This window comes from Olivibacter ginsenosidimutans, from assembly GCF_039542865.1.
GTDB lineage: Bacteria > Bacteroidota > Bacteroidia > Sphingobacteriales > Sphingobacteriaceae > Olivibacter > Olivibacter ginsenosidimutans.
In genome coordinates this window covers 122183-134740 of sequence record NZ_BAABIQ010000001.1, presented here as the reverse complement: position 1 = coordinate 134740, position 12558 = coordinate 122183, and the positions used below count along the sequence as shown (strand labels likewise).

General features: G+C 42.1%; 12 protein-coding genes. 5 read left to right on the top strand and 7 right to left on the bottom strand.

The window, feature by feature from the left end:
* The first annotated feature begins 2 nt into the window (after positions 1-2).
* A complete protein-coding gene (locus ABD930_RS00560; RefSeq protein WP_345229721.1) occupies positions 3-566 on the top strand; it encodes a hypothetical protein in 564 nt (187 codons plus the stop codon).
* Between the two features lie 45 nt (positions 567-611).
* On the opposite strand, the gene ABD930_RS00555 is transcribed toward ABD930_RS00560, so the two are convergent.
* Positions 612-902, bottom strand: a complete 291-nt coding sequence (locus ABD930_RS00555; protein WP_345229720.1) for a helix-turn-helix domain-containing protein — start codon at positions 900-902, stop codon at positions 612-614.
* A 42-nt stretch (positions 903-944) separates the two neighbouring features.
* On the opposite strand from ABD930_RS00555, the gene ABD930_RS00550 reads away from it, so the two are divergent.
* Positions 945-1127 (top strand): hypothetical protein, encoded by a 183-nt coding sequence (locus ABD930_RS00550; protein WP_345229719.1) that lies wholly within the window; start codon positions 945-947, stop codon positions 1125-1127.
* A gap of 71 nt (positions 1128-1198) precedes the next feature.
* Here ABD930_RS00550 and ABD930_RS21805 read toward each other — a convergent pair whose 3' ends face one another.
* The 3 genes from ABD930_RS21805 to ABD930_RS00540 are packed head-to-tail and all read right to left on the bottom strand — an operon-like array spanning position 1199 to position 2007.
* Positions 1199-1309: a hypothetical protein gene (locus ABD930_RS21805; RefSeq protein WP_425571086.1), complete on the bottom strand. Its 111-nt coding sequence runs from the start codon at positions 1307-1309 to the stop codon at positions 1199-1201.
* A gap of 58 nt (positions 1310-1367) precedes the next feature.
* The gene (locus tag ABD930_RS00545) at positions 1368-1652 is read right to left on the bottom strand and encodes an addiction module antidote protein (RefSeq protein WP_345229718.1); all 285 of its coding nucleotides are present in this window, start codon (positions 1650-1652) and stop codon (positions 1368-1370) included.
* Positions 1653-1680: 28 nt separating this feature from the next.
* Positions 1681-2007 carry a type II toxin-antitoxin system RelE/ParE family toxin gene (locus ABD930_RS00540; RefSeq protein ID WP_345229717.1) on the bottom strand — a complete coding sequence of 109 codons (327 nt, stop codon included), beginning with the start codon at positions 2005-2007 and terminating at the stop codon, positions 1681-1683.
* Positions 2008-2246: 239 nt separating this feature from the next.
* Here ABD930_RS00540 and ABD930_RS00535 point away from each other — a divergent pair, with 239 nt between their 5' ends.
* Positions 2247-2411 carry a suppressor of fused domain protein gene (locus ABD930_RS00535; protein WP_345229760.1) on the top strand — a complete coding sequence of 55 codons (165 nt, stop codon included), beginning with the start codon at positions 2247-2249 and terminating at the stop codon, positions 2409-2411.
* Positions 2412-2587: 176 nt separating this feature from the next.
* Here ABD930_RS00535 and ABD930_RS00530 read toward each other — a convergent pair whose 3' ends face one another.
* Both ABD930_RS00530 and ABD930_RS00525 read right to left on the bottom strand, forming a co-directional pair.
* Positions 2588-4981, bottom strand: a complete 2394-nt coding sequence (locus ABD930_RS00530) for a TonB-dependent siderophore receptor (protein WP_345229716.1) — start codon at positions 4979-4981, stop codon at positions 2588-2590.
* Positions 4982-5175: 194 nt separating this feature from the next.
* On the bottom strand, positions 5176-7116 hold the full coding sequence (locus tag ABD930_RS00525) for an oleate hydratase (RefSeq protein ID WP_345229715.1): 1941 nt from the start codon (positions 7114-7116) through the stop codon (positions 5176-5178).
* Between the two features lie 368 nt (positions 7117-7484).
* Here ABD930_RS00525 and ABD930_RS00520 point away from each other — a divergent pair, with 368 nt between their 5' ends.
* Both ABD930_RS00520 and ABD930_RS00515 read left to right on the top strand, forming a co-directional pair.
* Positions 7485-8945 carry a PQQ-dependent sugar dehydrogenase gene (locus ABD930_RS00520; protein WP_345229714.1) on the top strand — a complete coding sequence of 487 codons (1461 nt, stop codon included), beginning with the start codon at positions 7485-7487 and terminating at the stop codon, positions 8943-8945.
* Positions 8946-9099: 154 nt separating this feature from the next.
* Positions 9100-10998 carry a heparinase II/III domain-containing protein gene (locus ABD930_RS00515; protein ID WP_345229713.1) on the top strand — a complete coding sequence of 633 codons (1899 nt, stop codon included), beginning with the start codon at positions 9100-9102 and terminating at the stop codon, positions 10996-10998.
* Between the two features lie 23 nt (positions 10999-11021).
* Here ABD930_RS00515 and ABD930_RS00510 read toward each other — a convergent pair whose 3' ends face one another.
* A complete protein-coding gene (locus ABD930_RS00510) occupies positions 11022-11771 on the bottom strand; it encodes an endonuclease/exonuclease/phosphatase family protein (RefSeq protein WP_345229712.1) in 750 nt (249 codons plus the stop codon).
* Positions 11772-12558: the final 787 nt, after the last annotated feature.

The window sequence follows — 12558 nt, the reverse complement described above, 5'->3', positions numbered from 1 at the left end:
ATATGGATTATAGAATCATAATATTTGTACTTTCCTTGTGCTGTTTTTCTTTTTGTAGCAACCCTGTTTCGCAAACGAACTATCATGTTATTGGCGAGGATATCGATTCTCTTTTAAGTGGGACAAACGATAGTCTGTTTCATGAAAGTAAGTTTGTTGAGCTTATGGATACATTGCGGTACCCAGGAAAAGATTATCCTGTACAAATGTCATTGGTAGAATATTATGGAACAACAGGTTATACTGTGTCCAATATAAAATGTTTATTAATGCAGTACCAGACTAGAGGTGTGTTGAGTATGTTTCGTTATGATTATAGCTCATCTAGTTGGGAGAGGGTTAAATCGGGGGAGATGGATCTTCAGAATCTTAAAGATATAGTGCGACAAATCTATAACAGTCCTTATTGGACTTCAAACGGAATTGATGGAGAGATTATGAAAGGGGATGTGCTTAGTTATCGCTCCATTGTCCTTGGGAAAGACGATTTAATAAATAAGTTGAGTATAGATCCAGATGAAAAGCTGTTTGACCAAATCGTTGAATTGACTAGATTGAATAAATAAAATCTCTTTGTGATGAGAAAGCCCCGGCGTTTCGCCGAGGCTTTTTTATTGGGCATAGGCCTTGCCGGTCTTGGCATCCCTGATGACAGCGTTGGCAAGGAACAGCAACTTATCCTTTACGGAAGGTTCCAGCTCCTCGATATCATCGATCAGTTTGAGGGTCTGTTTATCCATACTGGCCTTGCTGGTTGATCCGGCAAGGTAATCCAGTGACACGTCCAATCCCTCGGCGATCTTTCTTGCCACCTCGATGGAAGGCGAAGCTTCGCCCCGTTCATATCTTCCTATGATCTCTCTTGACACGCCTGCGATCTTGGCAAGGTCGGTCTGTGACATCTTTTTGCCTTCCTAAGAGCTGTTATCCTGTCTCCTGTGTTCATGGTAATGCACATAATACTGTCTGTAATCTCAAAAACTGCGCACGGTAACTTCAGTTATACCTATGATAACCTGGATCGGCTGCGGACGGCCTCGCTACCGGATAACCGGGCGCGGGAGGGGATGCTGTACGACAAATTGGGGAACCTGGAGGTACTGAACCGTCGGAACCGGGTAGTGTAACGCGAACGGTGTCATCCGGATCAACCTAAACCTAAAAACTATTCTGATCCAGCCGCAACCGTTCGCCAAATTTAATATACAATTGGGAGATGGTCAAGCTCCAATTCTGCAAAGGCATCGGCCAGTTTGGATGCAACTTCCACCGAAGGGGTTACCTCATCCCGTTCGTAGCGTCCTACAATTTGAGTTGATATAGTAGTAATTCCAGTAATTCAGGATTACGCTGTAGTACAACCTTTTTTAAGCAGTTATTGGATTAATCTGTATCTGTCCACCAACAGCCTTTAATACCTTCATAATTGTTCCAAATTGAGGTTTCGAGCCATTGGATAATGCTTTATATAGACTTGGTCTGCTTAGTCCAGTTTCTTCTGCGATTTTAGTCATGCCGATTGCTTTTGCTATATGTCCAATTGCAGCTATTATTTCAGAATCATTACCATCTTCCAAAACTGTATTAAGATATTCAGCAATCATCTCATTACTGTCTAAATAATCTGCTATATCAAATTTTGATGTTTCCATTTTTTTATCTTTTTAGTTTATTCGAAATTTACTTGCCGCTTTTTTGCTTTTTAATGGTATTTGTGATTTGCTTCGCTAATTCTTTCGCTTTTTGAATATCCTTTTGCTGAGAGGATTTATCTCCTCCGCTTAATAACAAAATGATTTTCCCGTCAGCTTCTTTAAAATAGATTCTATACCCTTTTGCATAGTTAATTCTCAATTCACTAATTCCATCACCCACGGGTTTGCAATCTCCGAAGTGTTCTTCGGTTTCTAATTTTTGGATTCGGAACAATATTTTAGCCTTTGCTCTCAAATCTTTCAATTTTCTAAACCATTTGTCAAATTCTATCGTCTTTTCAATAAAGTACATCTTTTGTGTGTATTCATTTGGATACAAAAATGAATAAAAAAATAGAATTCCACAATTTTATGGAGATTTCGGATCTTTAGATCACCTGATTCCGTCGCGGATTGACCATCGGACAAAAAAAGGGTAATTCGATAAAGGAGTTAGTTTATGAGCATTGCAGTCAACATTTTTGATGGTCAAAAAATCCCGAACTACTTGGTCATGGGTTTCTAAAATTGCATGGTCAATGGTGCTGAAATATCCACTCTGACCAAGCATCTGAAAAAGTTTACTTCTATTGGCTTATCCCGATCATGGAAGAAGAAGTTGATTTCAAGAAAAAATATGGAATTGAAAGATTGGAAGAAATTTTTGAAGCAAACCGTTTTGATTACATAGACCCGTTTAGAAAAAGTGTTGTTTAAACGCAAAGAGTGCTCCATATTCTGGAGAGGGAACTCAGGATACTTCAAATCAACAACAATGATGAGGAGTTTGTAAGCAAAAGAGGATGTCCGACCTTTTTGGAAGCATTGCATTTCGGACATCCTCTCTTTCATAATATTATACCGAATCGGCGGTGCCTATTGCCAAATTTGGATTAAAAACGGTAACTGAAACTCAACCGAAAATTGCGCGGCAGATCGGCCTGCCAGGAATAAACTTCTGAAGAGGCGAAATAATCGGTATAATAAGAACCGCCCAGTAAGAGGTAACGATCGAGTAGGTTCTGCACGTTCAACGTTGCTGTAAAGCGATCATGATGGTAACCCAAACCCGCATCGAAACGCCAATAATCTTCGATATTCCATTCCGGATGTTCATTGGAATAAAATTGGGTAGCCCGATCGATATAGGTGGTCACTCCGGCACGAAGACTTAAGCCTTGAAGGCTTCCCTTTAATAAGGTGTAGTCTAACCAAAGGTTGGCAATATGCTTGTCTGCTCCATCCAGACGTTGACCCACATAGAAATCTTCTACACCCTCATTAATCTTGGTAATTTTCCCATCGGTATACGCATAGTTGGCAATCGCATTGAAGCCGGGTAAGATTTGGCCCCGCAAATCAAACTCGATACCTTTTACTTTTTTCTGGCCGATCTCGACACTCATATCGGGTTTGGGTCCATACGAAGTAATCTCGTTATTCTTGAGAATCTGATAAGCGCTGATGGAAGTATTCAGTCGGCCACCAAACCAATCCCGTTTGAGTCCAAACTCGGTGATATCGCCGGTAATGGGTTTTACTTCCGCTCCATTAAATAAGAATCCGTTTTGAGGGAGGAAAGATTGGTCATAAAGCCCGTATACAGATGTACGTTTGTCTATCGAGTAGGATAACCCAACACGTGGTGTAACTTTTTTACTTTCAATAGGAGAACTGCCCCATGAGGCTTGAGACATGTTTGTAAACCGGGCTGCAAGCGTAAGGCGTAGCGCATTTTCAAAGAAACCAAGTTCATCTTGCAGGTAAACGGACGTATAATGGGAAGCAATGGTTCCTCCTCCTTCAGCGGCTCGTGTTTTGATAGGGATAGAACGGTCAAAAGGCTGGTAAGGAAAATCAAAGGTATAGTCGCGATTAGGGTCTAATGGATCAAATTCACCTCCGCCAACGGAATCTAGAACGAAGGAGGTATTCCAGTCGGCATAATACTTCTTATCGCCCATATCTAATCCGGCAAGAATTTTATGCTGAACAGTACCGGTGCTTACGTTTCCGTTGATAAATAGCTGGCCCATGGTCATCGTGCTCTGCGCATCCCAGATATCGCTTTTCCGAATCACTTGACCATTTGCATAGACGTCTTGTGGCCAGCTGCTCGCGCCAATCTGGTCATAGTAAAAGTAAGCGCCTTGGGCGGTTAGCTTCCAGTTTTTGGAGAATTGGTGTTCTACGGTCAGAAAAGTGCTGTGCTCATTCACGTCCAAAGGTTCTAGTCCCTCGGAAGAGAAGGTCATGTCGCGCGGTAATGTTTTATAGCCAAAAGGAGACATCACATAGCTCGATCCGATATCGGACATCTTGGCCTTTTGATAGGTATATTCAAATGTGGCTTTTGTCTTGTCATCCAATTGGTAAGATAAAACCGGCGCTAATACCAAGCGTTTGTTATCCTCGAATGGCCGAAAGGAGCCTTTCGTATCAGCCGCAATATTGAGGCGGTATAGCAACTTCCGATCTTTAGACAAAATACCGTCTAGATCTAAGGTACTTCGATAGCTGGAGAAGCTGCCTAAGGCAAATGTTACCTCACCTTTTTCGATACCGGTTGGTTTTTTGGTAACCACATTGTAAATCCCTGCCGGATCACCGCTAGACATCATGAAACCAGCTGGCCCTTTAACGAACTCTACGCGATCGACTACAGCCATATCCTCAGAAAGCGGGCTCCAAAAGGAAGATACGATGTTCATCCCGTTTCGAAAGGCTTGAATTTGCGAACCACGCATGTGGATATTGACATATAGATCATTCCAATGTGCTAATCGGCTCACGCCGCTCACATTTCGAATTAGGCCATCAGCTAGGTTGAAAACCTGTTGCTTCGCTAATACTTCGGCATTGACAATCTGTACGTTTTGGGGTAATTCGAGCACGGGTGTCTCCACGCGTAAACTGCTGGAAACATTTGGTTCAACGATTGGCTTAAAGCCTTCGACCACCACTTCCTGTAGCGTATGGTTATCAACGGCTAAGTTAAAGTCGAACTGAAGTGCTTCACCGGCTTTTAAAAAAAGCGTATCGCTTTCTGATTGTAAACCAACATGCGTCGTGGTAATGATATATTTCCCCGGGGCTAGGTTTTTAAACAGATAAGTGCCATTATTGGAAACTTTCGCGTGGAGACTATCGTTCAGGCTGACGGTTAGATCGGTAGCGTAATACTGATCACTTGTCTTTACCGTACCACCGATAGAGCCGTTTTGAGCATAGGCTGCAACGCACATCGTTGTAAAACAAATCAATAAGCTGGTTTTTGTTTTTTTCATCGTGTTCTTATTTATCTTGTTATTTAGAACAAAAATAAATAAAAACACGAGAAGCCCTTAATAAATGCAATAAACGTAAAAAAAATCAGCTACCATCTTCTACCTTTACAAGTGAAATTTCATCTAAAGCGATGACTGGTTTTCGGTTTCGTGTTCCCGTAAACCAAGTTAGGTAGTATTTTCGGGCTGTCTTATCAACTCCTGATATTTTTAAACCAATCTTTAAACTTATTTACCTGCTCGGCCAAAAAAGATTCATGTTCCTCTTCTGTTTCTTCCTTGCCTGGAAGGATATGCTCAAAGTAAGTGCCTTTGAGTACTTTTCGCAACAGGCCCTCTCCCAAAAACGGCTTATCATCATTTAAGGTCTTAGCCGCTTTCAGTAGGTGACGGATATCGTACTGCAAAGGATTGATATCGGGCACCTGCTTATTAAGGTTCAATAGTTTGTATACGGCAATCCTGGCTGTTCTTACGGAGCTTTCCATGGTGAACACCACATCGTTATTGGTTTCTACAAACTGTCCGATCAATCCCAGATTTTTGCATCCTTCGGGTACCACCCTTGGCCGATCGCCTTTTGCCCGTGGCATAAACATGGACGTAATGTAAGGCATGAAAGCGGTGCGGACTAGGGTATTTTCCAGCACATTGTCGAGCTGGTCAATAATGCCCATATGGTAGCACAGTTCCGTAAGCACCTCATCGCCTGTACATTGTGGCATTGTTTTTTTAATATAGTTTCCTTCTTTGTCCATGAAAAGACTATATACCCATATCACCAGCACATCATCAGGTTGGTTCGGAAAATGCGGTTGCCGGTTACAGGTAAAGCTCATGAGCCAATTGGAATCGGTAATGGATATAATACCCCCGGTAACGGTCTTTCCAGAATAGGGGTCATTTACCGAATATTCTTTTAGCTTTTCGACAAGAGCGGAGGGTTTGCAGGTAAGCGTTACCGACTCCCAGGATGACTTTTCAATATTGGAGCAGAATTTTTCGGGCTTACCGAAAACTGGTGATTTTGCCGCTAGGTTTTTCCAGAGTTTCCATCCGGAACTTTGTCCACTGGTACTATTGTCCAGTGTAATGATGGGAGCTGTTTTATTGTCGCCATAAAAGGTATCTTCCGTCATCGAACCGGTGGTGACAATCACATAGTCTTCTTTTCCAATGGGAATTTTCGCTGCTGTTCCCTTTCGTTCGATGATAAGCCCTTCCACCCATTTACCCTCGGTATTGCTGTGCATATCCAGGTCTTTTAGCAGCGTATGGAATTCAATCTTGACGCCTTTGCTTTGCAGAAATTTGCGTAGCGGGGTTACAAAAGTATCGTACTGGTTATATTTGGGAAATACGAGAGAAGATAGGTCGTTAAGCCCATCGATGGCATGTAGAAAACGGTGCATGTATAATTTCAGTTCCAACAGGCTGTGCCAGTTTTCAAAGGCAAACATGGTACGCCAGAACATCCAGAAATTACTTTCCAGAAAGGAAGTGCTGAAATAGTCTTCAATGGTCAGATCATCAAGGTCTTCCTTTTTTTTCAGCAACAGCTTGATGATGGCTAGTTGATCCTTTTTACTAAGTCCGAATGTACTGAAATCTTTTACCTCGCCTCTATTGTGGATCAATCGGGCTTTGGAATAGTTGGAATCATTGTCGTTGATCAGCCGGTATTCATCCAAGACACTGTAAGGTGCGGGCATTTCGAGCGCTGGTATATCCTGAAACATGTCCCAAAGGTTTTCGTAGGTCATATCCATTTCCCGGCCACCGCGGATAATATACCCATCCGTTGGGTTTCCGGCGCCATCTAACGATCCGCCTTCAATGTGTAGCTGTTCTAAAAAGGTGATGTTGGCTGCCGGAATGTGGCCATCGCGGATAAAGTAATAGGCCGTGGCCATACCGCCGATGCCACTCCCTACGATATAGACCTTGCTGTTTTCAAAAGATTTGGGTGGAATGCCTTTGTTCCGTTGGTAGTTGCCAATCTGATCGGAGAAAGGCATGGACTTTTTAGGGGTATTGCGCTGTACCTCTTTACTGGAATCGGGTTCGTGATTAACCTTTCCGTAAGAGGTGGAAGCTTGCAATACCTTTTCGAATTTAGAAGTGATTTCTTTCATCTGTTTATTTTTTGGTTTGGTGGTTCTTACCATTTTAACCTTAACGCATTGGTTTTGTATTGGTCGTAATGGTATAGAATTACCTTTGTTTTTTTGAGATGGAGCTGTTAATCATGTTGGGTTCAACATAATAACCATTCATCTTAAACAACAACGCTACCGATCAAAAAGTTTTCTCTTCAATTTGTTCAGGTATTAATAGCCATGCGATAGATCACCTGAAGCCTCATTTTCGTCACCTAAATCGCTTTCCACATCATCTCGACCTCTCCCAATGTTATTGTGCTTTGATGCTGTTACAAAACAATTTCGCTATTTATTTTCTTGTTAAAAGAATGAATAAACAATAATGAAAATCAACGATTATTATGGGAAATGTATGCTGCACCATCGCTCTAGTACTGGCTGGTTTTATGACCCAAGTCGACGGCCAAACGCTACCGAAATTTACAAAAAGGATACTTGCAAAAGGATTGGATAATCCTTGGACAATCATTTATGGTCCTGATCATTTTTTGTGGATTACCGAGGCGAAGGGCTACCGGGTATTGCATATGGACCCCGAAACTGGGAAGGTTGATACACTGTTGAATGCTACAGATATGCGTAACTTTCCACGCTATGGCAGTCTAAAACAGGGAAAGGATAAAGATAAACCTTGGCCGCAGGGCGGAATGATGGGTATGGCCCTTCATCCTGGCCTGATGAAGGGTGAGCCTTTCGTTTTTTTAGCTTTTATTTATGACTTCGAAGGAAAGGACCGTGAGGGTGATGGGCATCATCCGCAAGATGGCGGCTTTTATTTTAAAACAAAACTGGTTCGCTTTACATATGACGCTGTAGCACACCGATTGCAGGATCCGCAAACGATCTGTGATACGATTCCGCAAAGTAATGACCACAATGGGGGCAGAATGCTCCTAGCAGAAATGCATGGGAAGTCCTTTTTGTTCTACAGCGTTGGCGATATGGGAGCCGGGCAGTTTAAAAATGCGGGGAGACCTAATCATGCACAGGATCCGCACGTTTATGAAGGGAAAATCTTACGCTTTAATACGGCTCCTGATGGCGATCGCGATGAAGGGGATGCTTGGGTGCCAAATGACAATCCCTTCAATACCAAAAATGCACAAAGCGCTGTATGGACGATAGGTCACCGTAATCCACAAGGCTTGGCGAAATTAACCATTCATGGAAAGCAGCTCATCTATGCTGCGGAACATGGTCCCTTCTCTGATGATGAACTGAATAGTATTCAAAAAGGCAAAAATTACGGACACCCGTTAATTATCGGTTATCCCGATGGTAATTATAACGGACTGGCGGCAGGTGTGACCGATAGCAGTGAGCTTCCGGGTTATTGGAACAGTACCTACCCGCTTATTAAAAATGAACAAAAAATGGCGACCACTTTAAACGATTATAAGCCACCTATGTTTAGTTTCTATCCAACAGCAAACGATACATTGCGCAATATTCTTGCTTCTATACGTGCAGGAAAATCCCGGGATTGGGTCTCTTTAGCACCTTCCGGTATCGACGTTTATTCGTATGATGCTATTCCGGGTTGGAAGAATTCATTACTGGTGGCATCGCTTAAGCAAGGAAAGATCATCCAGTTAAAATTAAACGATGCCGGAGATCGCGTTTTAGCGCGGCACGATTACTTTAAGGCAGAAGCGCGGTATCGGGCTATTGCCGTGTCATCCGACGGAACAAAGATTTTTGCCGTTACGGATAATGCGGAAGTAACTTCCGGCCCAAGCGCTGAACACCATGAAGCGGTTGACGAGAAAGGCGCGGTTATCGAATGGACTTATACACCCTAAACCGCTAGAATAACAAAAACCAAACGCTTAAGCCTATCAGCCGTATGGTAATGCGGTTTAGGAGGTAACTGAAAATGAATTAATCTTATACCATTTCAGGAAAAGGCGAGTTCAAGAAAAATGCCTATTTTTCAATCCTCAAATATCCTAATATATGAATACTCAAAAGTTAACGACACCCTGCCTTCCCCGCCTGTTTTATGCCGGAATCTTATGGCTTGTTTTCGCTATCGCGCTAACGATTAGCCCGGTTCAGGCGGATACCATTCCGAAACTGGATAACCCGATAACAACAGCCTATCTCAAGGAACACTTGCAGAAATCGAAACCACGACTGGTATTGAATAAAGACAAGGAGCAACTGCTTCGCAAACGATTGAAAAGTGATCCCGTGGTGCAGCAGGTTTATCAGGCAATTAAACGGGATGCCGCCGCGATACGGAATGAACCGCTATTGGAATACAAGAAAATTGGACGGAGATTGCTTTCCGTTTCCCGGGAAATGCTTAGACGCATGAATATGCTGGGTATGGTATATCGGATAGAAAAAGATCCGGCTACCTTGAAACGTATCAATGAAGAGGTACTGGCGGTATGTCGCTTTTCTGATTGGAATCCTTCCCATTACCTCGATATTGGCGAGATGGCTATGGCGGTGGCAATCGCATTAGATTGGACGGCGGGCGACCTTCCGAAAGCGACAATTGAGGAGGCGGAGCAGGCACTGATTGAAAAGGGCATTCAACCGAGTTGGCCTAGTGATCAAAAAAATGCTTGGTGGACGTATGGCAATAATAACTGGAACCAAGTATGCAATGGTGGTATGGTTGCTGCTGCTATCGTTGTTGCGGAACGTGACCCACAATTGGCCGCAAAAACTATTCACCGTGCACTGGATGGCTTGCCTCATGCCCTGCATGAATACATGCCAAATGGGGTATACCCTGAAGGTTCTACCTACTGGGATTATGGAACAGGTTTTTCCGTAGTCACCATAGCGATGCTGGAAAGTGCATTTGGTACAGATTTCGGCTATGGGGACTTTCCAGGCTTTCAGGAAAGTGCGGTCTTCCGTTTACTGGCTAATGCGCCGTCAGGGATGTATTATAATTTTGCGGATTGTGGCGATAGGCGCGGAAAAGAGGGAGATGTGGTGTTGGCATGGTTTGCAGCGAGAACAGGTAATGAGGCTTTTTTTGAAAAAGATCGTTTCTTGCAATCTGCTGAGGTAGGAAAACTTTCCCGGTTGACTGGTGTTGGCTTGGTATGGATTGCCCAGTTTGAGCCAAAAAAGCAAGGAGATATACCGCACGCTTGGAAAGGAGGGGGTGCTAACCCTATCGTTATTTTTACAGGTGATAATCAGGACCCCCATGGATATTATTTTGGTGGCAAGGGTGGCCGCGGTACGGTAAACCATGGAAATATGGATGCAGGATCGTTCGTATTCGAATTAAACGGTGTGCGCTGGGTAATCGATCCAGGGAATCAGGATTACGAGGACCTGGAAAAGACCGGATTTGATCTTTGGGGAAAATGCCAAAATTGTGAGCGCTGGACGCTGTTGACAAAGAATAATTTTGGACACAGTACGCTTACGGTAAACGGACAATTGCACCGAGTGGATGGAATGGCGGAGATAGTAGCCTTCAATAAGGGTCCAAAACCTTCGGCAACCATCGACCTTACTGCTGCTTTTGGTGGACTGCTCCAATCGGCTAAACGCCAATTTATCAAAGATAGTCCTACTTCCTTAACAATTGTGGACGATGTTGTACCGACAGACTCAACTCATGAAGTGGTTTGGCAGCTGATGACAACGGCCGATGTTGATCTGCAAAAGGGCGGAGTGCTGTTGAAAAAAGATGGAAAAACGTTGAAAGTGCAAAACGTATCGCACCCGAACATCCTTTTTTCGGTGGTATCCTTGGATCCTACTCCCCTGGAATTGGATCGTCATATCGACGGACTAAAACGTATCGAACTACGGATACCGAAGTGGACGATGCAAAGCAAGAAACAGCAGATAAAAGTGAGGCTCTCTGGAGAATAAGCGGTTTTGCTTACTCATCATGTTTATTGAACTTTAAAAGTAGCCATTACTGGTAAATGGTCGGAAGCATAAGTTTCGTTAATGACCTGATGTGTACTGACTTTGATTTGATCTGGCTGCCGATAAAGCAGGTAGTCAATGGTGCGGTTTGGATTGATAGTGGGAATGGTAAAGGCATGAGCAGGATCACTGTTGGTGAAGCTTTGCAGTAACTGTGCTAAGGCTTCACTTTCAGGAAGCGAATTAAAGTCGCCACATAAAATGCTGGGTATTTCTTCCTGCGCAAAAAGCTCTTTGATCTTCACCGCTTGTAGATAGGCATTTTCTTTTTTTAAATCTAAGTGGGTACAAGCAAATTTTAACTGCTTTCCTTTTTTCAATTGTACGGTAATAACCGCTAAGCCTCTGGGTTCACCATTAATGCTTGCTTTCATGGGGAGTTGGTAGGAAGCGCTATCAACAATGCGAAATTTGCTTAATACAGCAATACCATAAGCACCTCCTTCATAATCAATGGTTTTAACGAAATAATAATGCATGCCTGCCGCTTTAGCTAGCTCCTCGGCTTCATTGATGCTTTTTCCCGAGCGTTCGGTATGCACGTCGACTTCTTGTAAGGCTACCAGATCAGCAGCTGAAGAACGGATAACCTTGGCGATGGCTGGTATATCAATTACGTCGGGTTTTGAAGGAGGGTTGCAGTGATGGATGTTATAAGTTAGAACCTTAATTTTAATGCCTTTTCCTTGAGCATTGGAGAGGCTAGTGTTCATAAAAGCTATTAAAAGCGTATAAAACAGTGATTTAATAATAAAACGTGTCATTTGCATCTGTAAGAGAAATATATGTTGCCATTGATGGGCGTCTACCAATCAAAACTAATAATAGATTATTAAATTTTTTTAAAAAAGATCAGCTTTAATAAAAATTAATACCATTATGGTATACCAAAAGCCAAAATAGTAAGCATCATCTTCTCGGATATTAGAATAGTAGCTATCCGCTTATTAAAAATGAGTTTTGTTTCTATCAATTTTTGTAGCGTACCGATGATCGTCATTATACCGTCTTTCCGAATGGCCTAAGGGAAATGATATAGGCAAGTATTTTCTTAAACCATATTTGCATGACAGAAAGCAATCGTTGACCGAAACCAAATCGCTTATTCATGCTATTTCTATCTTGTATGGTATTTTTTAGTATGATTTTTATAAATAAGACATATATTTTATGTTTAATAGGCTATTTTAGGTCATTTATTTTGAAATGTGTCGCTTATTTTTATGTTATTTTACGTTTTTTATGAATTAATATAATTTAATTAGCTATTACGTGATATTTTTATAAATAAAATGGCTTATATATTAAAATGAATTCACATAAAATGTATTTTTATTATGTTTTATGTAGATATTTAACGATTCGTTAACAAGTTGTTAGGCTTCTATTAACAAATAAACCTGCTTAAAGCTCTTATTTTTACTCCGTATTACAACCAAACACTTTCTAATGTTAAAAATCAACAAAATGATCAGCTAATCTTAAAAATTTACGGAGAAA